The sequence below is a fragment of the Aureimonas sp. OT7 genome, assembly GCF_014844055.1.
GTDB classification, from domain to species: domain Bacteria; phylum Pseudomonadota; class Alphaproteobacteria; order Rhizobiales; family Rhizobiaceae; genus Aureimonas; species Aureimonas altamirensis_A.
In genome coordinates this window covers 702,463-726,109 of sequence record NZ_CP062167.1, presented here as the reverse complement: position 1 = coordinate 726,109, position 23,647 = coordinate 702,463, and the positions used below count along the sequence as shown (strand labels likewise).

The following is a 23,647-nucleotide window of genomic DNA, read 5'->3' as shown; positions in this document are numbered from 1 at the left end:
TACTGCGTGTAAATTGGATTGACCACTTTCCTGTTGGACGATAAGTCTTGCGCACCGGCCCTCGGGAGGGGCCGGCTGAAGCGGGCTAGCAGGGAGGCAGGCCGTCCGCATGACCCATGCACCAGCATCCGTACGCGCTGACGCTCCACCCCTTCTGGCCCTCGACGGGATCGTGAAGACGTTTCCGGGGGTACGCGCCCTCGGCGGCGTCTCCTTCGACCTGCGGCCGGGGGAGGTGCACGCCGTCTGCGGCGAGAACGGCGCCGGCAAGTCCACCCTGATGAAAGTCATCGGCGGTCTGTACCAGGCCGACGAAGGCCGCATCCTGCTGGACGGAGCGGAAACCCGCTTCACCGGTACGCGCCAGTCCGAAGCCGCCGGCATCGCCATCATCCATCAGGAGCTCAATCTCGTTCCGCATCTCAGCGTCGCGGAGAACATCTTTCTGGCGCGCGAACCGAAGCGCGGCCCCTTCATCGACCGCGCGCGGCTGAACCGCGATGCCAAGGCCCTTCTCGAGCGGCTCAAGGTCGCCATCGCGCCCACCGCCGAAGTCCGCAGCCTGTCCATCGCCCAATCGCAGATGGTCGAGATCGCGAAAGCCCTGTCGCTGAACGCGCGCGTGCTCATCATGGACGAGCCGACATCGTCGCTGACCGAATCGGAGACCAGCGTCCTCTTCCGGATCATCAAGGATCTCAAGAGCGCCGGAGTGGGGATCGTCTACATTTCGCACCGGCTGGATGAAATGGCCGAGATCGTCGACCGCGTCACCGTGCTGCGCGACGGCACCCATGTCTCCACTCGCGATTTCGCCGATACCAGCGTGGCCGAGATCGTCGCCGACATGGTCGGCCGCTCCCTGGAAGAGAAGTTTCCGCCGCGCACCTCGACACCCACGGCCGAAATCCTGTTCGGCGCCCAGGGGTTGACGCGCAAGGGCGTCTTTGCGGACGTCTCCTTCGATCTGCGGCGCGGCGAGATCCTGGGCTTCGCCGGCCTGATGGGCGCCGGCCGCACCGAAGTCGCCCGCGCGATCTTCGGCGCCGACCCGCTCGACGCCGGCACCATCCGGCTCGGGGACCGCACCCTGTCCATCGCCAGCCCGCGCGACGCGATCCGCGAGGGGATCGCCTACCTTTCGGAAGACCGGAAGGGCGACGGCCTGGCGCTCAAGATGACGGTTGCCGACAACATCACTTTGCCCAGCATGGACAAGGTATCCGGGACCGCCGGCTTCATCCGGTTCGGGCAGGAGCAGGAGGTCGCGCGGGACTACATCGCCCGCCTGTCGATCCGCACCCCTTCGGCACGCCAGGTGACGCGGCTCCTGTCGGGCGGCAACCAGCAGAAGATCGTGATCGCCAAATGGCTGTATCGCGGCTCGCGCATCCTGTTCTTCGACGAGCCGACCCGCGGCATCGACGTCGGGGCCAAATACGCGATCTACGAGTTGATGGACGCCCTGGCCGCGGATGGGTTCGGCATCGTGCTCATCTCTTCGGAGCTGCCGGAAATCCTTGGCGTGACGGACCGCATCGCCGTGTTCCACGAGGGGCGCGTCATGGCGACCCTCGATACGGCGAGAACCAACCAGGAAGACATCATGCACTATGCCTCGGGCTACAGCCGGCCCGTGGCGCAACAGGGTGCCGGGAAAGCCGAATGACGAGCGAACGCAGAAAAGACCTTCTCCAGAAATTCGCGGCTCTCGGCAGCCTGCTCCTGCTGACGATCGCCTTCTCCATCACCAGCAGCGCCTTCATGACCGTCAGCAACGGCATGACGATCGCCCTGCAGGTCACGTCCATCGCCATTCTCGGCTTCGGGGCCACCTGCGTCATCATCACCGGGGGCATCGACCTTTCGGTCGGCTCGGTGCTGGCGCTGGCCGGCGTCGTCGCCGCACTGCTGGTCAAGGCCGGCATTCCCGTGCCCGTCGGCATGCTTGGCGGCGTCGCGGTGGGGGCCCTGTGCGGCCTCGTCAACGGCATCGCCGTCACGCAGCTTCGCCTGCCCCCCTTCATCGCCACGCTCGGCATGATGCTCATAGCGCGCGGCCTGGCACTTCAGATCACCGGCGCGCGTCCGGTCTCGGGCCTCGGCCAATCCTTCGGCGAACTGGGCAACGGCGCCCTGTTCCGCATCGTCAATATCGGCGACGACGGATTTCCGACAGTCGTCTTTCCGGGGATACCTTACCCGGTCATCCTGATGATCGTCCTGGCCATCGCCATCTCCATCATGCTGACCCGCACGACGCTCGGGCGGCACATCTATGCCGTGGGTTCCAACGTCGAGGCGGCGCGGCTTTCCGGCGTAAACGTCAAGGCGGTCACGCTGTTCACCTATGTCCTGTCGGGCACCATGGCCGGGCTGACGGGCTGCGTGCTGATGTCCCGCCTGGTCACGGCGCAGCCCAACGAGGGCGTCATGTACGAGCTGGACGCCATCGCCAGCGCCGTCATCGGCGGCACCTCGCTGATGGGCGGCGTCGGCACCATCTCGGGCACCATCATCGGCGCCTTCGTCATCGGCATCCTGCGCAACGGCCTCAACATGAACGGCGTGTCGGCCTTCACGCAGCAGATCATCATCGGCCTCGTCATCCTGTTGACGGTCTGGCTCGACCAGATCCGCAACCGGCGCTGACCGGACATCGAATATCAGAGGAGGAGAACAAGCATGAAAAGACTGGCACTCGCGGCACTCGCATCGGTCTTCACCCTGGCCGCCGGCTCTGCCATGGCACAGGAAAAAGAGATTGCCGTCATCGTCAAGACGGCCAACGCCACCTTCTGGCAGAACGTCCAGAAGGGCGCGGACGCCGCCATGCAGGACGTCCAGGGCTACAGCATGACCTTCCAGGGCCCGGCCTCGGAATCGGCCATCGCCGACCAGGTGAACATGGTGGACAACGCCGTGAACCGCGGTGTCGCAGGCATCGTGCTGGCGCCCTCCGATCCGGAGGCGCTGGTGCCCTCGATCCGCAAGGCATGGGAAGCGCGCATCCCCGTGGTGCTGATCGATTCCGCCATATCGGACGACGCGTCGGATTATTACCAGTCGTTCCTGGCCACCGACAACAAGGCCGCCGGTGAGCTGGCCGCCCAGGCGATGATCGAGCGCATCGGCAAGGAAGGCAAGGTCGCCGTCATGTCCTATGTGGCAGGCGCGGGTTCGGAAATCGGCCGCGTGGGTGGCTTCGTCGACTACCTGAAGGCCAATTCCGAGATCGAGATCGTCGGCCCCTTCTACTCCAACTCCCAGATGGCAACGGCGCTGAACCAGACCACCGACGTCCTCGCCTCCAACCCGGACCTGAAGGGCATCTTCGGCGCCAACGAGCCGACCGCCATCGGCATGGGCCGTGCCCTTGCCCAGTCCGGGCGCGCCGGACAGGTGGTCGGCATCGGCTTCGACGGCAACGAGGACCTGCAGAACTTCGTCAGGGACGGCACGCTGGCGGCCATCGCCGTGCAGGGCAGCTTCCAGATGGGTGAGAAGGGCATCGAAACGGTGGTCAACGTGATCGACCGTGCCAAGGTCGAGAAGAACCAGGACACCGGCGTCGTTCTCGTCACCAAGGAGAACATCGACACGCCCGAGGCGCAGAACGTCCTCTACTAAGCCAATGGCGCTCTGCCGGGCAGTTCCGCCCGGCAGAGCCTTTCCCGGCAGCAAATTTCAGGAATACGACGCATGAAGGTTTCGGACCGCCGCGCCCTGCCCCGCACCGGGCTGGAACTGACCGTGCTGGGCCTCGGCGGCGCGCAGATCGGCGGGCTCTACCGTCCGATGGAAGACGGCGTCGCCGGCGCCATCATCGATGCCGCCTGGAACGCGGGCATCCGCTATTTCGATACCGCGCCCTTCTACGGCTTCACCCGGTCGGAGCGCCGGGTGGGCGCGGCGCTCGCCCAGCGCGACCGGGACGCCTTCGTTCTGTCGACCAAGGTCGGCAGGTTGATGCGGCCCGACGCGACGGTCGGTGCCTTCGAGGACGGCTATGCCGTGCCCATGCCCTTTCGCCCGGATTACTCCTACGGCTACGACGCCATCATGCGCTCCTTCGAGGACAGCCTGCAGCGCCTGGGGCTGACGCGGATCGACCTGCTCTTCGTCCACGATATCGGACAGATGACGCATGGCGAGCGCGCCGATCATCACTGGCGCCAACTGACCGACGGCGGCGGCTTCCGCGCGCTGGACGAATTGCGCAGCGGCGGCCTTGTCCGAGGGGTCGGGCTGGGCGTCAACGAAGTGGCGGTCGTTGATGCTGCGATGAATGAAATCGACCTCGACTGCACCATGTTGGCGGGGCGCTATACCCTGCTGGAGCAGGACAGCCTGGCAATGCTGGATCGCGCAGCCCGGACGGGCCACGCCATCGTGGCTGCGGCCCCCTTCAATTCCGGCCTGCTCGTCGGCAATGGCAAGTTCAATTACGAGGATGCTCCGGAAGGCGTCGTGCGCCGGGCGAAGGCGCTGTCCGACATCGCGCGGGAGTTCGACATTCCCCTGCCCGCGGCGGCGATCCAGTTTCCGCTGGCGCACCGGGCGGTCGTTGCCGTCAATACCGGCGCACACCGGCCCGACCAGATCGAGACCAGCGCGCGATGGCTCGAAACGGAGATCCCGGCGGAATTCTGGTCCGCCCTCCTGCAGCGAGGCCTGATCGCGCCCGACGCGCCCGTTCCGGGGCAGTGACCATGCGGATCGACGCACACCAGCATTTCTGGGCCATCGCCGACCGTAGCGGGCAATGGCCGCCGCCCGACCTGACCGCCATCCATCGCGATGTCATGCCGGCGGACCTGAAGCCGCTTCTGGCATCGGCGGGCATCGACGGGACGGTGCTCGTCCAATCGCTGCCCAGTCTTGCCGACACGCGCTGGCTGCTGGAGATGGCGGACCGCGAACCGTTCGTTCTTGGGGTCGTTGGCTGGGCCGACATGAAGGCGCCGGACGCAGCAATCACCATTGCCGAAATCGCCCGGCATCCGAAGCTGAAGGGCCTTCGCCCCATGCTTCAGGACCTTCCCGACGCAGAGTGGATCGACGATCCCGCCCTCGACCCTTCAGTCGCCGCGATGCTGGCGGCGGGCCTCGTCTTCGACGCCCTCGTCAAGCCGGAGCATCTTGCGCCACTGACGCGCTTCGCGCAGCGGCATCCGGACCTGCCCATCGTGATCGATCATTGCGCCAAACCCGATATAGCCGGCGGCGACCTTTCCCATTGGCAGCGCGCCATGGAGGGTCTGGCGGCGATGCCGCAGGTCTGTTGCAAGCTCTCGGGCATCGTCACCGAGGCGGGCTCGCCGCCCGATATGGACGGCGTCGGCCGCGTGGCGAAGGTTGTCCTGCAGGCATTCGGGCCGGACCGGGTCATCTTCGGCAGCGATTGGCCGGTGATAGAGCTTGCCGGACAGTACGCCGATTGGACAGAGTTCGCCGAAGCCTGCGCCCTTTCCACCCTCGGACGGTCGGCCATCGATAAGGTCTTCGGCGAAAACGCGCGGCGCGCCTATCGCCTGTGACACGGTACCGTCGCGGCGATCCTGTGCGTTACAAGCCGGCCTTCGCGCCCGCTGTAACCGTGTCCGTGCGGGCCATGCCAAGCCGTGTCTCCACCTCCTGCGCCGACAGCGCATGCCCGAAGAGCCAGCCTTGCAGGCTTGCGCAGCCGATGCGCCGCATCAGTTCGGCCTGGTTTTCGTTTTCCACCCCTTCGGCCGTGACCGGCAGGTCCAGCGCCCGGCCCAGTTCCACGATCGCCGCGGCGAGGCGGTAGGGCTTTCCGCCCAGCTCCGCCGAGGCGACGAAGGAGCGGTCCATCTTGATCCTGTCCAGCGACAGGCGCTGGAGATAGCCGATGCTGCTGAAGCCGGTGCCGAAATCGTCGAGCGAGATGCGGATACCCCGCGCGCGGAACTCGCCCAGGATCCGCTCCGCCTCCTCGGGCCGCCGCAGGAGGTGCTTCTCGGTGATCTCGAAATCCAGCCGCCCTGTGGGAAAGCGCGCCTCATCGAGGACGTCGATGATCGAGCCGACGAGGTTGCGATCCCAGAACTGCACCGGCGACAGGTTCACCGACAGGCCGATATCCCAGTCCCGCGCCCGGTGGCACGCCTTGGCTATCACGCGCAGGCCGAGTTCGTTGATGAGGCCGCTCTGCTCGGCGACACGGATGAAATGGTCGGGGGCGACCGCGCCCGTCTCCGGATGCTCCCAGCGCGCGAGCGCCTCCACCATCTCGATGCGCCCGGTGGAAGCGTTGACGATCGGCTGGAAGGCCACCTCGATCTCGTCTCGCGCCATGGCCTCGCGCAAGGCGCCCTCCATGGCATGGCGCATCAGGTTCGCCTCGTCCTGCTGCGGCTCGTAGGCGAGCCAGCCACGCTTGCCTCGCGACTTCGCCGCATACATGGCGACATCCGCGCGCCGCATGACTTCCTCCGCCTCCAGCCGAGCCTCCCGGCGCGCCACGCCGATGGTGACACCGATATTGACGCTGTAGCTGCTGACGTGAAACGGCGGCTCGAAGGCGGCAAGGACCCTGTCGGCCGTGCGTTGCGGCTCGTCCGGCGCGCCGCCCGGCAGCAGCACGGCGAATTCGTCGCCGCCGGTGCGCGCCACGGTAGAGCCGGGCGGCGTGGACCGCTGGATGCGGCGGCCCGCCTCGACGAGCAGGTCGTCGCCGGTGGCATGGCCGTAGACGTCGTTGGCTTCCTTGAAGCCGTCGAGGTCCATGTAGAGGAGATACTGGTCGGGGCGGCGGTCGCCGTGGCGAAGCTGGGCCAGGAAGCGGCTGCGATTGGCAAGACCCGTCAGGGCATCGTGATAGGCCAGAAAGCGGATATTGGCCCGGCTGGAATACAGCGCCTCGTTCGACAGGCGCGCGCGGTTCAGGATCACGCCGGCGGCGAAGAACGAGATCAGCGCTATCAGCATCAGCCCCGGCAGTATCTGGTGCATGAGAGCGGTGCCGGGATTGTCGGGCGCCCAGACGACGCCACCGACGGGCTCGTCGGTCACGCTTTTCAGGATCACGGTTTCCTCGCCGGCCACCGTACCGCTATCGGTCAGCAAGCGCAGGGCGCCGGTGCGGTACCGGCTGGATAGACCATCGACGAGGGCGCCGTCGATGGGACGCGCGATCACCATCGTACGCCGAAGCCCATCCGGGCCAGCCAGTCCCGGGGACAGCGGCGTAAGGTCCGCTGCCGCATAGACGAACAGGTTTTCACCCTGGGACGTGAAGGCCCCGACTGCGGTATTACCGGCATATTCGGCCGTGCCGGCAGCCTCCACGCCGGCGCGCAGGGCTTCGCCCACCGTCGCGAAGGCGTCCATGGGCTGCGCCGTCGGGCTGCCGTCGTCGTAGGAGTAGATCGTCGAGGTTCCGTTCTCGATGATGAACAGATGGGTGTAGCCCTGCCGCTGGCCGAGATAGACGCCGATATTGTCATCCGCCCAGGCAGGATCGAACGACAGGACCAGGGCACGGAATGCGTCGTCCCAGACGGCATAGTCCTGCAGGTCGTGTACGGCGAATTCGACGAGGCTCTGCATGGCGCTGGAGATCGTCTGCCGGTCGCGCTCCGTATCCAGCCTGTCCTGCACGCTCGTCAGGTAATAAAGCAGCGAGAACAACGCTCCAAACGACGTGACGACCAACAGGGCCGTCGGCACCAGGTACTGGCGCGGAAAGAAGCGGCGAATGGATTGCATGCGCTTTCGCTGACCTGGTGACGGCGTTCAGATAAATACAACTGTAGATTATTCAAAATCCGTTGCAAGATGCCATGGCGCGAAGCCTTGCACGGCCCAGGGCAAATTCTGTCGCTGGCGGTTCCTGTCAACTGACTGCTACGGGACGTGGTGCCACAGCCTCCTTGCGGTTGGCTTCACCGGCCCCATGGGCATCCTTACCGCGTGACGGCATCAAGGGTCATCAAGACCCCGACATAACACGGGCATGCGCCGGTCTACAGGCCCCGACTGCGCCCTTCTTGGAGTTCTCGTCCAACTAACGCCCAAGCCGGCCGGAGCGCGAGGCGAGGAGCCGGAGTCGCTTGTCTTTCCACCTCGTGACGGCACGCTACGTCGGGCATCGCTGGGACGCCGATGTGTGCACCTTCCGAAGCCATACCCACCATTATTTCAACTTCACGTTTATTTACTCACCCCTTCATTGCCGACATCAAAGCACCTGACAGTTGACGTTGTATAAATTACGCAAACAACTCGCCCGGGAGGGTATAAGGTGGACTTTGAGCACCCCGAAACTTGGACAGAAGAGCAGCGCGAGCGCTTCCGCGTAGTCCAGAGATATGAAGCTGATCTTCGTGAAAAGCATCCCGCTCTATATGCCCATTACCTTAAGTGTGAAATCGAGGATGGGATTTTGCCACATAGTCTTGGTATACAACTTGCAAAAATTCTAGAACAGGATTTTTGTATAGATGGTATTATAATGACTGCATACTTCTTAACGTTCCGCCAATATACCACGTATCAGCATAACGTACGGCGCTCGTTAGATGACTGATTCGATCCTTAGGCTTATACTTATAGACACTGTATCCCTGTCACATGCCGCCAAGGCCGACGCCCTACAGGCGTGGACCCGGACTGGTGATCACGATCACACCCTCCGATGCCTACAGAGCCCAGGCAGCTTGGGTAGGTCCACTCGATGCTTTCCTGACGATTGACATTGGGCGGAACGGTATTTTCTCGCCAGACGGGGTTATCGACCAAGCCCGGGAGTTGGCCTTTTCCAATTGGATTTGCCGGACGACATTGCAAACGATGCTGATGGCAGCTTTGCCGACATGGATGGTTTATGCACTGTCTTCGACACGAATGGCGGTTCAGTAGACAATCACGAGCTCTTCAAACTGGCGAAGTTGACAATCCAGTGGATGAGCTTGACCCCGACAAGTTCCATGACAACGAGTTTTACGGACGGGTCGCGGATATACGGCACGAGCAGCTTCGGGCTTGCGGACGGGCGTACCGGAATTGCGGCTGACGCTGCTTTCGCATATCGAATGAACTGAGGCCGATAAGCCGTCAGCATCGGCCGCAACCGCTCGCGGATGCGGCCGATAACGCGCTCAGGCCGCGCGCCGGGCAGCGATGCGCCGGCGGATGCTGTCGACATCCGCGCGGGGCGTCGCGGCAAAGAGCTTCTGCGTATAGTCGTGCTGCGGAGCGGCGAAGACGGCGTCGCGCGTGCCGTGCTCCACGACCTCCCCCAAGTACATCACCATGACTTCGTCGGCGATGTACCGCACCACCGACAGGTCGTGGGAGACGAAGACGTAGGTGAGGTCGAACTCGTCCTGCAGGTCGGACAGAAGGTTCAGGATCTGCGCCTGCACCGACAGGTCGAGCGCCGAGACCGGCTCGTCCAGCACCAGGATCTTCGGCGACAGCATCAACGCCCGCGCGATGGCGATGCGCTGGCGCTGGCCACCCGAGAACATGTGCGGATAGCGATTGTAGTGCTCGGGCTGGAGGCCGACCTTCACCAGCATCTGCATGGCGAGTTCGCGGCGCTCCGATGCCCGCTTGTCGGTGTTGAGCAGCAGCGGTTCGCACAGGACATCGCCGACCTTCTGGCGCGGGTTGAGAGAACCATACGGATTCTGGAACACCATCTGCACCTGGCGGCGCATGTCGCGCGTGACGCCACTGCGCACGATGTCCATCTTCTGCCCGCCGATGAACAACTCTCCGCTGGTGGGCGCGTCGATCAGCGTCAGAATGCGCGCCAGCGTCGACTTGCCCGAACCGGATTCTCCCACCACGGCCAGCGTCTTGCCGCGCTCCAGCCGAAGGCTGATGCCGCGCACCGCATGCACCGTGCGCGTGCGGCCGAACAGGCCGCGCGACACGTGATAGTCGCGGACGATGTCGCGGGCTTCAAGCACGATATCGCTCATCGACCGGCCTCCGCCGCCATGAAGTCGGCCACGGTGGGCAGGCGGTCGCCCGTCGCGTTCTCCGGCAGGGCCGACAGCAGCGCCCGCGTATAGGGATTGGACGGGGATTCGAAGAGCGTCAGCACGTCGGCTTCCTCCATCTTGCGGCCCTTGTACTGCACGATCACACGGTCGGCCGTTTCGGCCACGACGCCCATGTCGTGCGTGATCATGATCAGCCCCATGCCATGCCGGGCCTGGAGGTTCATCAACAGATCCAGGATCTGCTTCTGGATCGTCACGTCCAATGCCGTCGTCGGCTCGTCCGCGATCAGCAGCTTGGGGTTGCAGGCGATCGCCATGGCGATCATGACGCGTTGCGCCTGCCCGCCCGACATCTGGTGCGGATAGCTTCCGAGCCGCTCTTCCGCGTCACGGATGCCCACCGCCTCCAAAAGCTCGATCGCACGGCGGCGCCGCTCGGACCGGCCCATGTTCATGTGGACCCGCAGCACCTCCGTGATCTGCGTTCCCACCGTGAAGCAGGGGTTCAGGCTAGCGCCCGGCTCCTGGAAGATCATGGCGATGTCGCGCCCCACGATCTGCCGGCGCTGCGCGCCGCCGAGCCTGCGCAAGTGCTGCCCGTCGAAGGCCATGACATCGGCGGTCACCCTCGCCGACTTGGGCAGGATGCCCATCACGGCCAGCATGCCGACCGACTTGCCGGAGCCGGACTCGCCGACGATGGCCAGCACCTCGCCCCGGTCCACGGACAGATCCACCCCGTCCACGGCGCGGAAAGGCCCGTGCACGGTCTCGAACTCGACGGTGAGGTTGCGAACTTCAAGCAGGCTCATGGTTCAGCCCTTCCGCATCTTCGGGTCGATGGCATCGCGCAGGCCGTCGCCGATCAAATTGATCGCCAGGACGGTGACGAGGATGGCAAGGCCCGGGAAGGTCACCACCCACCACGCCCGCAGTACGAATTCCTGCGCCTCGGCCAGCATCGTGCCCCATTCCGGCGTCGGCGGTTGCGCGCCCATGCCAAGGAAGCCCAGCGCCGCCGCGTCCAGGATGGCGTTGGAGAAGGACAGCGTCGCCTGCACGATCAGCGGCCCGAGGCAGTTGGGCAGGATGGTGCGGAACATCAGCCGCAGCGGCCCCGCCCCGGCCACACGCGCCGCGGTCACGTATTCCCGCTCCTTCTCGGCCATCACCGAGGCGCGCGTCAGCCGCACGAAGTGCGGTTGCAGCACGAGCGCGATGGCGATCATCGCATTGGTGAGGCCGGGCCCCAGAACCGCCACCAGCACCAGGGCCAGCAGCAGCGACGGGAAGGCCAGGATGATGTCCATCAACCGCATGATGACGGTATCCACGAAACCGCGCATATAGCCGGCGATCATGCCGATCACGATGCCGGTGGACACCGAGATCGTCACCACGAAGACGCCGATGAACAGCGAATAACGCGCGCCGTAGATCAGGCGCGACAGGATATCGCGGCCCACGGCATCGGTGCCGAGCGCGTAGGCCCAGCGCCCGCCTTCCATGAAGACGGGCGGCAACAGCAGCGCGTCGCGGTTTTGCGCGGCGGGGTTGTGCGGGGCGAGGATGGGCGCGAACAGCGCCACGACGACCACAATGGAGAAGACGACGAGGCCGAGGACCGCGCCCTTGTTCTCGGAGAAATAATACCAGAACTCGCGCAGCATCTGGCCGCGCACGCTGCCCTCTGGGGTCGGCGTCGGGACCATGCTGCCGACTTGCGATGCGGATTCCTGTGCCTGGATATGGCTCATCGCTGCATCCTCCTCAGCGCGCCCGAACCCGTGGGTTGATCAGACCGTAGGTCAGATCGACGACGAGGTTCACGACCATGATGACGATGGCGATCAGCAGCAGCCCACCCTGGACGACCGGATAATCGCGGCGGAAGACGGAATCGACCATCCATTTGCCGATGCCCGGCCAGGAGAAGATCGTTTCCGTCAGGATGGCGCCCGCCAGGAGGACGCCCACCTGCAGCCCGATCGTCGTGACGACGGGGATCAGCGCGTTGCGCAGCGCGTGTACGCCGACGACGCGGAAGGAAGACAGGCCCTTGGCGCGCGCCGTGCGGACGTAATCCTCGCTCAGCACCTCCAGCATGGCCGAGCGCGTCTGGCGCGCGATGACGGCCAGCGGAATGGTGGCAAGCACGATGCCGGGAAGGATCAGGTGGCTGACGGCCGACTTGAAAGCTCCGGCCTGGCCGGAGAGCAGGCTGTCGATCAGCATGAAGCCGGTGACCGGCGGAAAGAAGTAGAGCAGCGAGATGCGACCGGACACCGGAGTCCAGCCCAGCGTGCCGGAGAACAGGATGATGAGCAGCAGGCCCCACCAGAAGATCGGCATGGAATAGCCGACGAGCGCGGTTCCCATGATGGTCTGGTCGAACCACGAACCGCGCTTGATCGCCGCCAGCACGCCGGCCGGAACGCCGATCAGCACCGCCAGCAGGATGGCGACCGTCGCCAGCTCGATCGTGGCGGGGAAAAGGCTGAGAAACTCGTCCAGGACGGGGCGGCGCGTGACGATGGATTGTCCGAAATCGCCCTGGAAGAGCCCGACGAGATAATGCCAGAACTGGATCGGCAAGGGCTGGTCGAAGCCCAGTTGCGCCGAAAGCTGTGCGTGGCGCTCCGGAGACATGCCCCTTTCGCCCGCCATCAGCAGAACCGGATCACCCGGCAACAGCCGGATGAAGGAGAAGGCGACGATGGCGACGCCGACAAAGGTCGGGATCAGGACGCCGATGCGCGAGAGGAAAAATCGGAACATGTCGCTCTATCTTGCGAAGGTTGCTCTTCGTGGAGATGGCCGGACGGCGCCATGGCGCCCAACGGGCGACGTCATGGACAATAAGCTGGAATGGCAAAGGGGGGCGATACGCCATCGCCCCCCTTCAAGACCGTTCGTGGCGGCCCTTTACTCCGTAATGTCGACCCCGTCAAAGGTCATGTCACCGAGCGGGCTCTGGATGAAGTTCGTCACGTTGCTGCGGGTCGGCACGTAGACGACGGAATGCGCGATCGTTGCCCAGGGCGCTTCGCGCTTGAAGATTTCCTGAGCCTTCACATAAAGCTCGGCCCGCTCTTCCTGCGACGGCTTGGTCTTTGCTTCCTGCACGATGGCGTTGAACTCTTCGTTACACCATTGCGCACGGTTGGCGCCGCCCACGGCGTCGCAGCCCAGAAGGACGGCCAGGAAGTTGTCCGGATCGCCGTTGTCGCCCGTCCAGCCCATCAGGATGGCGCCGTCGCGGTCAACCTCCGCGGTGCGCTGCAGATACTCGCCCCACTCATAGGAGACGATCTCCGAATTGACGCCGATCGCCGAAAGGTCGGACTGGATCAGCTCGGCCATGCGGCGCGCATTGGGGTTGTAGGGACGCGACACGGGCATGGCCCAGATCTTCATCGACAGGTTGGAAACGCCGGCCGCTTCCAACTCGGCCTTGGCCGCTTCCGGATCGTACGGATCGTCCACGGTGGCTTCGTCGTAAGACCACATCGTCGGCGGAATCGGGTTCTTGGCCACCTCGCCGGCGCCCTGGTAGACGGCGTCGATGATCGCCTGCTTGTTGATCGCCTTGTTCAGCGCGCGGCGCACTTCCGGCTTGTCGAACGGCGCCTGCTGGGTGTTGTAGGCGAAGTAGCCGATGTTCAGCCCTTCCTGCTCCAGCACTTTCAGGTCCGCATTGCCCTTCAGGCTCTCGATGTCGGACGGATTGGGAAAGGCCATGACGTGGCATTCGCCCGCCAGAAGGCGCTGCTGCCGCACGGACGCATCCGTGGTGATGGCGAAGACCAGATCGTCGATGGGCTGCTTGCCGTTCCAGTAATCGGCAAATGCCTGGTAGCGAATGACCGCGTCGGGCTGGTAGGCGACGAACTGGAACGGGCCGGTACCGATGGGCGCCTGGTTGAGCTGCGCCTCGTTGCCCGCCTCGGCGAGCTGATCGGCATACTCCTTCGACAGGATCGAGGCGAAGGGCATCGCCACATTGGCGATGAAGGGGGCGTAGGGCTGCGTCAGCGTGAACTTGACCGTCAGGTCGTCGACCTTCTCGATCGACTTGACGAAGTCCGGCATCGACATGGAGTTGTAATACTCCCACGAAGCGCCGCCCACATACTGGTGGTACGGGTTCTCCGTATTGCCCTGCCGGTCGAACGAGAAGATCACGTCGTCGGCATTGAAATCGCGCGTCGGCGTGAAGTTGGCGTTGGAGTGGAACTTGACGCCCGGGCGCAGCTTGAACGTGTATTCGAGCCCGTCTTCCGAGATATCCCAGCTTTCCGCCAGGCCCGGCTCGGTCTCGGTGGTGCCCTTCTTGAACTCGGCCAGGCGGTTGTAGATCGGATGGCCGGAAGCATCGAAGGTCGTACCGGAGGTGTAGAGCGCGGGATCGAAGCCTTCCGGCGACCCTTCGGAGCAGTAGACGAGGGTCTTGGCCTGCGCGGCGGAACCCAGAGCGAGCGCCATTGCCGTCGCGGCGAGAAGCGTCTTCATCCGTGTCATGTAGGGAGTCTCTCCATTCGTTGCAGCGCAGTAGCGCCGTCGAACGGCTATTCCACCTTAAGTTGAAATGTTCCGCAAGAGCCTGCCGAACGATCGTTCAGTGGGCCAGGAGAACCGGAACGGCCGACACGGTCAGGATGTTGCGCGTGGTGCCTCCGAGCACCCATTCCCAGAACCGGGAATGGCCGTACGCACCGATGACCAGAAGGTCCGCCCCCTCGGCCGCGCATTCGGCCAGGAGCGTTTCCGACACCTTGTCGCCGGGCGGCAGCGACTTGAAGACGCAGTCGATCCCGTGCCGCCCGAGGTGGCCGGCGATCTCCTCAGCGCCGTTGTCGTCACCGCCCCGGCCCACCGATGCCAGGATCACCTTGTCGGCGGCACGAAGGAAGGGCATGGCCTCGGCCAGCGCCCGCGTGGTCTCGCGGCTGTCGCGCCACCCGATGACGATGGTTCTGGCAGGCCCTGCCGGGGCATCCGGGGGGACCATGTAGACGGCCCGTCCGCCCGCGAAGAGGGCCGACTGGAACAGGCTGGGCCATCCGGCATCCTCCACGCCAAGGGGACGTCCCGCCACGAAAAGATCGCTCATGCGGGCAAGGCGGGCCGCGTGTTCGCGCAGCTCGCCATCCGTTCCGTCGCACCGCTGGAACGTGACCGGGCGGGACATGGCCTCCAGGCGCTTGCGCAAACGCGCCTCTGTCGCGTCGCCGGCGGAGCGGGCCTCCTCGATCGCATCGGCGACGATCTCCACCGATGCGCCCACGGGATCGGCAGCGATATAGCCGATCTCGATCAGGTTGGTGAACAGGGCGGCAACCCGCGCATCGAAAAGCGCGCCGAGCGCATCGGCATGCTGGAGCCGCCGCTCGTCCTTGTCGGTCCCATCCAGGTGAACAACGATGTCCTTGATCATCCCGCGCGCCCTTACCTGCCGTTTCGGCTACCGATGAAGCCACATTCCGGTTGCGAAATCATCCCATATTAATATGACTGCGTTGATCCTGTTTATCGTACGCATGATCTGGGGCCGGAAATGCTGAGACGCGACGTCTTGTCCATGGTGATCGCCGGGGTGGTCGGCTGCGCGGGCGGACGGACAGCCCGCGGAGCGCCCCCCATGATCCATGAAGCCGAAGATTTCCCCTCGCCGGTCGATGGCACGTCCCACCGCCTCCTCCATGCGGCGGTCGGGCCCCGCCCGGCCGGCGGCTACCCATTGCTGTTGCTACTCGATGGCGACACGACCTTCGATCCGGCCATCTCCCATGCAAGGAGCCTGAACCGACCCATCGTCGTGGCGGGGCTTGGCTACGGGAAGATCGAAAGAGACGTCATCGTGGCCCGTCGCTATTACGACCTGACCACCAAAGCGCCTGACGACGCGATCCCACGGGCCGCCGGATCACCCGTGCCACGCACCGGCGGGCGCGACGCCTACGTGGCATTGTTGCAAAAGACCGTCGCGCCGCGCCTTTCGCACCTGTACCCCATCGACCCGACGCGCATGACGCTGTTCGGTCATTCGCTGGGGGGCGCCTTCTGCCTGCATCAGCTTTATGACGGCGAAGGCCCCTTCACGGACTTCGCCGTCGCCGATCCGTCGATCTGGTGGAATGGCGGGGAGTTATGGCAGCGAACGCTGGCCTGGACCGGCCCTGCCCGGCAAGGAACGACGACAGTGTCCATCACCACGTCGGGGCGGCGCGGGCAGAGGCCCGGCCAGTCCGCCGTCGACGCGCGCCGCACCGCTGACCTCCGTGCGGGGCCGGGCGGGCGCGCGGTTGCCGAGCGGTTGACGAAACTGCCCCATCTTGCGGTGTCCTATGCGGACTTTCCCGAAGAGACGCATGGAAGCCTCAAGCCCGTCGCGGCGCGCGGCGCCGTCGAATCAACCCTGATCCGGTAGCGACAGGAGCGCCTCGAGCGCCAGGTGATAGGAGCGGTCCCCGAAACCGGCGATCACGCCGACGGCGACGGGCGACAGGTAGGAATGGTGGCGGAAACTTTCCCGCGCATGCACATTGGAAAGATGCACCTCCACCATCCGCGCACGAGAGGCCTTGACGGCGTCCGCAAGCGCCACCGACGTATGCGTGTAGGCGCCGGCATTCAGGATGATCCCGGCGCCATCGAGGCCGGCCTCCTGTACGAAGCCTACCAGTTCGCCCTCGCTGTTGGACTGGCGGAACTGCAGCTCGACCCGCCCGCCGGCCCCGGCACGAAGCTCGGCCTCGATATCGGCAAGCGTCTTCGCACCATATATGCCGGGCTCGCGGAGCCCCAGCAGGTTCAGGTTGGGCCCATTGATGACGACGATCCTGGCAAACGGCATTGATGGCTCCCCCAAAAGTCTTCACATGACGCCAAGCACATAGACCATTCGGAGCTTACGCGACATGTCGGACAGGGCCGATCTTCGTGCCTTCTTTGCAGCCGATGCCGCCAGCGTCGCGGAACGGCTGATCGGATGGGGCCTGTTCGTCGACGGCGTGGGGGGCCGGATCGTGGAAACCGAGGCCTATGACAGCGACGACCCGGCATCGCACAGCCATCGCGGCAGAACTCCACGCAACGACGCGATGTTCGGGCCGACGGCGCATGCCTACGTCTACCGGTCCTACGGCATCCACTGGTGCCTCAACTTCGTCTGCGATGCGCACCGCCCCGGAAGCGCGGTTCTTATCCGGGCCCTGGAGCCGCTTGCGGGTCAGGACCGGATGGCCGAACGGCGCGGCACCGCGGCGCCTGCGCTGCTCTGCTCCGGCCCCGGCCGGCTGGCGCAAGCCCTGGGGATAGACGCCAGCCATGATGGCCGCGATCTCTGCGCCCCGCCGTTCGAGTTGCAGCCGCCTGCCGGACCTTCCCTCGTCTGGCGTGGCCCGCGCGTCGGCATCAGCAAGGCCGCCCACATTCCATGGCGCTTCGCCGTTCCAGGCTCCCCTTTCCTCAGCCGCCCGGCGCGGCAATGATATTTTCGCGGACGTAGGCCAATACACCCCTTCCGGGGGACGAGCCGTGACAAACGGCGCGGAATCCCCCGATTTCGTCAGGCGTGGTCCATATCGAGGTAGCTTGCCCCCCTGAAGGTGGGACCATGCCGCCGAAAGCGGTGGTCGCCCCTCGCCCAAACCGCACGGACGGCTGAACATCCATTCAACCTAAGGGGTATATTTTGCGGCTGTTCGCCATGAAACCGTTCGACCGGCAATAGGTGACGGCGCATCCTTGTGAGTCTTTCTCGCAACGCACAGTATCGATTTCCGCGGCGCATTTAACATTTGTTAATTACGCAACCTCTGGTTGGCGATAGCCATACACCCATCGGAGGGGACGCTTCGTCGGAAGATGATGAGCCCGCTCAGAAAGATGACCAAAGATTTTGTTTTTTCGTACCGAGAGACATTGGTGTCCGACCGAGTTTTGGCGACGCCGTACAACTGTTTGAAGATCACCGGCCCGACCGTCTCATTTTGTAGAAGGGCCAACCATTTTGATGGAGGTTTCACATGCTCGACAAGGTACACGGCACGGGCCGGATCATGCCGCAGCCCGGTATTCTCGCCAACCAGCACAATTATCGCTCCGTCCAGAATGCCGTTGCCGCGAATGCGCGCAACGACGAGGAGGACCATGACTCCGAGCGCACGCATGTCGTCATTATCGACAGCCGGCAGCTCGAGCGCGAATGCCTTGCCAGCAGCCTCGGCGCCCAGAGCGCCGACCTGCAGATCGCAACGTTCTCCAATGTCGACGGCTGGCGCCAGGCCCGTGCCCGTCACCCGGAGACGGCGGTCATCCTGCTGCATCTCGGCAACCGCAAGATCACCGATTTCGGCATTGCCGCCGATGTCAGCCGCGTCGTATCCGAGGCAGCGCCGGTGCCGGTCATCGTGATCGCCGATACGGAAGAGATGCCGCAGATCGTCAAGGCGCTGGAATGCGGCGCCAAGGGCTTCATCCCGACCACCGTCACCATCGGCGTCGCGGTCGAGGCCATCGAACTGACGCTCGCCGGCGGCGCCTTCGTGCCCGCGTCCAGCATCCTGGCCATGCAGTCCATGCTGGAATCCGGCCACGCTCCGGAGCGCCCGCTGAACGGCATGTTCACCGCCCGCCAGATGGCGGTCGTGGATGCGCTGCGCCGTGGCAAGGCCAACAAGATCATCGCCTATGAGCTGAACCTGCGCGAAAGCACGGTCAAGGTTCATGTGCGCAACATCATGAAGAAGCTGAAGGCGACGAACCGGACGGAAGTCGCGTTTAAAATCCGCGATCTGCTGCCGGAAACGGCTGGTCCGTCCATCTGAGGATGACGGGCGCGGCGCCTGCAACGGCGCCTTGCCCGCAAGTATCATTTCAGTAAAAGCCTAACTTAAAGTCTTTTCCCATTGGCGGGCGATGTGTCCACGGACACACGCCCGCCCATCGCTTTCAGGCGCAATCCCGCGTGCCGGAGCCGTCGGCCGGCTCGATCTGGACACGCGCGTGGCCGGCACCGACAAAGCCCAGCTTCTGTGCAGCCCCTTTTGAAAGGTCGATCAACCGGCCCCGCACGAAGGGGCCCCGATCGTTGATCCGCACGACCACGGATCTGGAATTGTTGAGGTTCGTTACCTTGACCTTCGTGCCGATCGGCAAGGTCTTGTGCGCCGCCGTCATGGCGGCCGGGTTCATCATTTCGCCCGATGCCGTACGGGATTTCAGCGCGTACCAGGATGCGCTCCCGCAGGATGTCTTTCCATTTGCGGCATAAGCTCCGGTTGCGGGCATGCCGAGGGTCATTCCAGCCAAGATCATGGCCCCCAGGTGCAGCTTCTTCAATATCCCCGTGTCCTGTCCTGTTTCATACGGACAGGCGCCGAGAATCGACCGTCATCGCCTCGTGATGATTGTCCCCTCGTGGCCCCCGCCGTTCGATGGCCTCTAAAGCCATGACAGATAAGGCGAAATTTCGACGGAGAGGTCTTAAAGTGTCAGGAAGCCTCGGCGCGCAGGCTTAACAGGCCCTCGCGATAGGTCGGAAACTCGAAGGCAAAGCCCATGTCGCGAAGCCTCCTGTTGGAGACGCGCTTGTTCTCGCCGTAGAAGCTGCGCGCCATCGGGCCAAGCTCTGCGGTTGCAAAATCCTGTTCCGGCGGAGCGTCCACGCCTGCCAGTTCGGCGGCAAGCGTAACGACATCCTGCGGTGGCGCCGGCTCGTTGTCGGTTACGTTGAATATGCCGTCCGCGCGCCGGTTCATCAGGAAGCCCAGCGCCGAGGCGATGTCGTCGACATGAATCCGGTTGAAGACCTGACCCGGCTTGACGAGGCGGCGTGCCTTGCCGGCCTTCAGGTTGACGAAGGCATTGCGGCCGGGGCCGTAGATTCCGGACAGCCGCACGATGGCAAGCGGCACGCCCATCTCGTCGGCCAGGCGCCGCCACCCCTCTTCCGCCGCAAGTCGCTGGCGGGAGCGAAGCGAAACCGGGGCCGGTACGGTCGTCTCGTCGACCCATTCGCCGGCATGGTCCCCGTAGACGCCGACGGTCGACAGATAGGCGATCCAGGAGAGGTCCGGCGCGCCATGGGCGATTTCGTCGCGATACCAGTGCAGGACGCCATCCCCTGCCGCCTCGCCATCCGGTGCGATGGACATTACGAGATGGGTTGTCCGGAACAACGCGGCGTCGATACCCGGCCCGGGCGCCGCGCTATCGAAGATGAACGGCTTCAAACCATGCGCGGCAAGGCCCGCCGCCTTGTCGGGAGAACGCGTCGTGACGCCCGAAATGCCGCTTGCCGGCAGGCGCGCCGCAAAGCGGCCGGCCGAATAGCCATGGCCGAAGACGAACAATCGATGCGGTTGCGAACGCGAATCGTCGTTGGCGGCTAACTCGGCCGCGCCCGGACCGCCCGTCATCGACGGCGCAGCCAGCCCGGCGTCAGGCTGGACAGAGGGGGCGGGACGATGTGCTCCACCTCGAGCGTGCCGATCGTCAGATGGTCGATCTCGGCCTTGCCGATGCGCGCCTTGCCCACGGACAACCGCCCGATGGCGAAGGCCCCGATGGCGAACGCCCCCACCGCGAAGGCACCGACGGCCAGGGCGCCGATGCTGCCGGCGCCCAGATGCCGCGTTTCGCGGAAGCCGTCCGGCAGGCCGATGCCGCCATCGCGAAGCGCGGCGCGCGCCCGCTCGAAATCCCCATGGGCCGCATTGCGCGCCGCGTCGGCGACGGCGGCACCCTTTTCCTCGACGACTTCCTTCAATTCATCGGCTCGTTTCGACCAGCGCATGCCACTCTCCCCTGACCAGATCGTCATTCTCGTAAACAAGGGCGGCATCCCGCGCCGCCAAGGCCCCGGCGGGAGAAAGCCGACCGAATGCCCATACCGCCATGGCCCGGACAAGGGCTGCTTCATCGCTCAGAAGGCGCGTCACCTCCGGCAGAAGCGCGTCCAGCCCCGAGTTTCCGGCTGCGATCAGGCAGTTGGACACGAACTTGTCGCGGCCGATGCGCTTGACCGGGGATCCGCTGAAAAAAACCCGGAAATCCACGTCGGTCAGGCGCATCAGGCTTTCCAGCGATGGCGCCTTGAGATCGTCGCGCGCCTGCAGCCGGGCCTCGCGCGCGGTGCTGGCAAACTTGTTCCATGGGCAGACGGCAAGGCAGTCGTCGCAGCCATAGATGCGGTTGCCCATGGCCGGCCGCAGCGCCCGGGGAACGAGCGCCTTCGTCTCGATCGTCAGGTAGGAAATGCAGCGGCGGGCATCGAGCTGGTAGGGTGCGGGGAACGCGTCCGTCGGGCAGATATCCTGGCAGGCCCGGCACGACCCGCAAGCATCCGACGCGGCCGTATCCGGCGTCAGCGAAAGCGTTGTCGCGATGGATCCGAGAAAGAGCCACGAGCCATGCTCCCGGCTGACGAGGTTGGTATGCTTGCCCTGCCAGCCAAGCCCTGCCGCCTGCCCCAACGGTTTTTCCAGCAGCGGCGCCGTATCGACGAAGACCTTGACCGAATGGTTCTCGTCCGGCCGCATCTGCCGGATGCGCCCCATCAGGCGGCCGGCCAGTTCCTTCAGCCGGCCCTTGATGACGTCATGATAGTCGCGGTTGCGCGCATAGACGGAAATGACGCCCTGCGCCTTGTTCTCCAGCGCTTCCAGCGGGTCGAAGCCGGGGCCGTAGTTCATTCCGAGCACGATGACGCTGCGGGCCTCGGCCCACATGGACGTTACGCCGCGGCGGCGCGCCGCCGTCTCCGCGATCCAGCCCATGGTGCCGTATCGGCCCTCTTCAACGAAGGTGTCGAAGCGCTCCACGACAACGTCGTCGGTCCGCGCGGACGCGATGCCCACGGCGTCGAAGCCGAGGCGGCGTGCCTCTGTTTCGAGAAAGGACCGGAACCGGTCTTCCGCAGGGGGCGACATCGCATCCATACGGCTTTTATACAGGCTGGCCCCGGCTTTGCGTTCAGAAATCGAGTTCGCCGTAATGTGCGGCCGGCGGTATCCCGCGGATCCGCTCCTGCAGGAAGGGGCGGAAGGATGGACGCGACTTGATTCGCATGTACCAGTCCTTCGCCACGGGGTCTTCTTCCCAGCGAACTTCGCCGAGATAGTCCAGCACCGAGATGGCGGCCGCGGCCGACAGGTCGGCATAGGACAAATGGGATCCGGCCAGCCAGTTGCGGCTTTCGGAAAGCCAGCCGATGTAGCGCACGTGGTTCTTCAGATTGGCACGTGCCGCCCGCATGGCGGACGAATCGGGGGCGCCGCCGCCCTCGGCCGCCGACATTTCGCGTTTGAAGACCCGTTCGCGGACAAGGTAGCGCGTCACTTCGGCTTCCATCTTGCCCAGAAACCATTCCGTCAGCCGTCGGATTTCCGCGCGTTCGAACGGCTTTTCGGCCAGAAGCCGCCTGTCGCGCTGGAATACGCCGCGCGTCTCGTCCAGGTATTCGGCCGCCACCATGCCGCCTACGATCGGCGGTCCGTTGTCCTCCACCAGCACGGGCACCGTGCCGGCGAGGTTCAGCGCCAGCAGCTCCTTGCGGCGCTCCCAGGGGCGTTCGTCGACGAGCTCGAAGCGCTCACCGTATTCCGTCATCACCAGACGCAGGAACCTGCACGCAGCGGACATGGGGTGATGATGGAGCCTGAGCATGAGTCGTCTTGTCTTAACCTTCGGCCATTCGGGCGATGTGCGGAGATAGCCGAATCAATGATTTGTCCGCAAGGGTGCTTAGGCGGCCGCCTTGCTTGAAACTGGTGCCACAATACGGGCGGCTTGATCCGCATGGTGCAGTGCGCAATGACAGGGCTGGATAGACAAGAGGGGACGGCGCTTGCAGTTCAACGATATTTTCGACGCCACGCTGCTTGGCCTGATCGAAGGTCTGACGGAGTTCATACCCGTTTCGTCGACGGCGCACCTGTTGCTGATCGGGCAGGCCATAGGCTGGCGCTCGACGGGGCACAGTTTCGAGGTGCTGATCCAGCTCGGCGCGGTCCTGGCCGTCCTGTCGGTCTATTTCGGCAAGCTCTGGCATCTGGCCCGGACGCTGCCGACCGAGGCGCGCAGCCGCCGTTTCGTGCTCGGCATCCTCGTCGCCTTCCTGCCGGCTGCCATTATCGGCGCATTGGCGCATGGCTTCATCAAGGGCGTCCTGTTCGATTCGCCTGCCATCATCTGCATCGCGCTGATCGTCGGCGGCATCGTCCTTCTCTATATCGACAGGATGCCTCGCAGGATCCGCTACAAGGACGCGATGGAGTTTCCGCCGTCGGTCTGCCTGGCCATCGGCTTCTTCCAGTGCCTGGCGATGATCCCCGGAACGTCCCGTTCCGGCGCCACCATCGCCGGGGCGCTGCTGATGGGAACGGACAAGCGCTCGGCCGCCGAATTCTCGTTCTTTCTTGCCATGCCCACCATGGCCGGCGCCTTCACTTACGATCTCATCAAGAATCGCGACATCCTGTCGACCGACGACATGACTCTGATCGTCATCGGCTTCGTGGCCGCCTTCCTGTCGGCGCTCTTCGTGGTGAAGTTCCTGCTGGATTTCGTGTCAAGGCACGGCTTCGCGCCGTTCGCCTGGTGGCGCATCATCTTCGGCACCGCCGGCCTGATCGCCCTCTACGCCTTCGCCTGAGGGCGAT

Annotated in this window: 22 protein-coding genes; 9 read left to right on the top strand and 13 right to left on the bottom strand. The window is 64.6% G+C overall.

The features are described 5' to 3' along the window. Positions 1 to 109: 109 nt before the first annotated feature. From IGS74_RS03450 to IGS74_RS03430, 5 genes are all read left to right on the top strand, one after another. Positions 110 to 1,669, top strand: a complete 1,560-nt coding sequence (locus tag IGS74_RS03450) for a sugar ABC transporter ATP-binding protein (protein ID WP_192389352.1) — start codon at positions 110 to 112, stop codon at positions 1,667 to 1,669. Further along, on the top strand, positions 1,666 to 2,652 hold the full coding sequence (locus tag IGS74_RS03445; protein ID WP_192389350.1) for an ABC transporter permease: 987 nt from the start codon (positions 1,666 to 1,668) through the stop codon (positions 2,650 to 2,652). The genes IGS74_RS03450 and IGS74_RS03445 overlap by 4 nt, the downstream gene beginning before the upstream one ends. Before the next feature lie 33 nt (positions 2,653 to 2,685). Next, positions 2,686 to 3,630, top strand: coding sequence for an ABC transporter substrate-binding protein (locus IGS74_RS03440; RefSeq protein ID WP_192389348.1), 945 nt, complete (start codon positions 2,686 to 2,688; stop codon positions 3,628 to 3,630). Positions 3,631 to 3,702: 72 nt separating this feature from the next. Continuing rightward, complete coding sequence (locus IGS74_RS03435; protein ID WP_192389346.1) at positions 3,703 to 4,710, top strand: aldo/keto reductase; 1,008 nt, start codon at positions 3,703 to 3,705, stop codon at positions 4,708 to 4,710. A 2-nt stretch (positions 4,711 to 4,712) separates the two neighbouring features. Beyond that, positions 4,713 to 5,540, top strand: coding sequence for an amidohydrolase family protein (locus tag IGS74_RS03430; RefSeq protein ID WP_192389344.1), 828 nt, complete (start codon positions 4,713 to 4,715; stop codon positions 5,538 to 5,540). A gap of 28 nt (positions 5,541 to 5,568) precedes the next feature. Here IGS74_RS03430 and IGS74_RS03425 read toward each other — a convergent pair whose 3' ends face one another. The 7 genes from IGS74_RS03425 to IGS74_RS03395 form a co-directional block, all read right to left on the bottom strand. Then, positions 5,569 to 7,734, bottom strand: a complete 2,166-nt coding sequence (locus IGS74_RS03425; protein WP_192389342.1) for an EAL domain-containing protein — start codon at positions 7,732 to 7,734, stop codon at positions 5,569 to 5,571. A 1,391-nt stretch (positions 7,735 to 9,125) separates the two neighbouring features. After that, positions 9,126 to 9,956, bottom strand: coding sequence for a dipeptide ABC transporter ATP-binding protein (locus IGS74_RS03420; protein ID WP_039195187.1), 831 nt, complete (start codon positions 9,954 to 9,956; stop codon positions 9,126 to 9,128). Further along, a complete protein-coding gene (locus IGS74_RS03415) occupies positions 9,953 to 10,792 on the bottom strand; it encodes an ABC transporter ATP-binding protein (protein WP_192389340.1) in 840 nt (279 codons plus the stop codon). The genes IGS74_RS03420 and IGS74_RS03415 overlap by 4 nt, the downstream gene beginning before the upstream one ends. Before the next feature lie 3 nt (positions 10,793 to 10,795). Beyond that, positions 10,796 to 11,737 carry an ABC transporter permease subunit gene (locus tag IGS74_RS03410; protein WP_082016258.1) on the bottom strand — a complete coding sequence of 314 codons (942 nt, stop codon included), beginning with the start codon at positions 11,735 to 11,737 and terminating at the stop codon, positions 10,796 to 10,798. Positions 11,738 to 11,750: 13 nt separating this feature from the next. Continuing rightward, a complete protein-coding gene (locus IGS74_RS03405) occupies positions 11,751 to 12,758 on the bottom strand; it encodes an ABC transporter permease subunit (RefSeq protein ID WP_039195185.1) in 1,008 nt (335 codons plus the stop codon). 147 nt (positions 12,759 to 12,905) lie between these two features. Further along, positions 12,906 to 14,501, bottom strand: coding sequence for an ABC transporter substrate-binding protein (locus IGS74_RS03400; RefSeq protein ID WP_192389338.1), 1,596 nt, complete (start codon positions 14,499 to 14,501; stop codon positions 12,906 to 12,908). A gap of 97 nt (positions 14,502 to 14,598) precedes the next feature. Then, complete coding sequence (locus tag IGS74_RS03395) at positions 14,599 to 15,417, bottom strand: universal stress protein (RefSeq protein WP_192389335.1); 819 nt, start codon at positions 15,415 to 15,417, stop codon at positions 14,599 to 14,601. Between the two features lie 204 nt (positions 15,418 to 15,621). Here IGS74_RS03395 and IGS74_RS03390 point away from each other — a divergent pair, with 204 nt between their 5' ends. Next, positions 15,622 to 16,410 carry an alpha/beta hydrolase-fold protein gene (locus IGS74_RS03390; RefSeq protein ID WP_192389333.1) on the top strand — a complete coding sequence of 263 codons (789 nt, stop codon included), beginning with the start codon at positions 15,622 to 15,624 and terminating at the stop codon, positions 16,408 to 16,410. Here IGS74_RS03390 and aroQ read toward each other — a convergent pair. After that, entirely contained in the window at positions 16,393 to 16,836 is a 444-nt protein-coding gene (gene aroQ / locus IGS74_RS03385) for a type II 3-dehydroquinate dehydratase (RefSeq protein ID WP_039195179.1), read from the bottom strand. The two genes, IGS74_RS03390 and aroQ, sit on opposite strands and share 18 nt — an antisense overlap. Before the next feature lie 64 nt (positions 16,837 to 16,900). Here aroQ and IGS74_RS03380 point away from each other — a divergent pair, with 64 nt between their 5' ends. Together IGS74_RS03380 and IGS74_RS03375 are read left to right on the top strand one after the other, a co-directional pair. Continuing rightward, positions 16,901 to 17,473, top strand: a complete 573-nt coding sequence (locus IGS74_RS03380; RefSeq protein ID WP_192389331.1) for a DNA-3-methyladenine glycosylase — start codon at positions 16,901 to 16,903, stop codon at positions 17,471 to 17,473. Positions 17,474 to 18,043: 570 nt separating this feature from the next. Further along, positions 18,044 to 18,811: a response regulator transcription factor gene (locus tag IGS74_RS03375; RefSeq protein ID WP_192391324.1), complete on the top strand. Its 768-nt coding sequence runs from the start codon at positions 18,044 to 18,046 to the stop codon at positions 18,809 to 18,811. 124 nt (positions 18,812 to 18,935) lie between these two features. On the opposite strand, the gene IGS74_RS03370 is transcribed toward IGS74_RS03375, so the two are convergent. The 5 genes from IGS74_RS03370 to IGS74_RS03350 form a co-directional block, all read right to left on the bottom strand. Next, positions 18,936 to 19,286, bottom strand: coding sequence for a septal ring lytic transglycosylase RlpA family protein (locus tag IGS74_RS03370; protein WP_245283090.1), 351 nt, complete (start codon positions 19,284 to 19,286; stop codon positions 18,936 to 18,938). A 191-nt stretch (positions 19,287 to 19,477) separates the two neighbouring features. Continuing rightward, a complete protein-coding gene (locus tag IGS74_RS03365; protein ID WP_192389329.1) occupies positions 19,478 to 20,404 on the bottom strand; it encodes an SDR family oxidoreductase in 927 nt (308 codons plus the stop codon). After that, positions 20,401 to 20,781: a hypothetical protein gene (locus IGS74_RS20185; protein ID WP_245283082.1), complete on the bottom strand. Its 381-nt coding sequence runs from the start codon at positions 20,779 to 20,781 to the stop codon at positions 20,401 to 20,403. Before IGS74_RS20185 ends, IGS74_RS03365 begins: the two co-directional genes overlap by 4 nt. Further along, positions 20,756 to 21,916, bottom strand: coding sequence for a tRNA epoxyqueuosine(34) reductase QueG (gene queG / locus IGS74_RS03355; protein ID WP_192389327.1), 1,161 nt, complete (start codon positions 21,914 to 21,916; stop codon positions 20,756 to 20,758). The genes IGS74_RS20185 and queG overlap by 26 nt, the downstream gene beginning before the upstream one ends. A 43-nt stretch (positions 21,917 to 21,959) precedes the next feature. Then, positions 21,960 to 22,652, bottom strand: a complete 693-nt coding sequence (locus IGS74_RS03350) for a glutathione S-transferase family protein (protein ID WP_039195172.1) — start codon at positions 22,650 to 22,652, stop codon at positions 21,960 to 21,962. 181 nt (positions 22,653 to 22,833) lie between these two features. Here IGS74_RS03350 and IGS74_RS03345 point away from each other — a divergent pair, with 181 nt between their 5' ends. Continuing rightward, the gene (locus IGS74_RS03345; protein ID WP_192389325.1) at positions 22,834 to 23,640 is read left to right on the top strand and encodes an undecaprenyl-diphosphate phosphatase; all 807 of its coding nucleotides are present in this window, start codon (positions 22,834 to 22,836) and stop codon (positions 23,638 to 23,640) included. Positions 23,641 to 23,647: the final 7 nt, after the last annotated feature.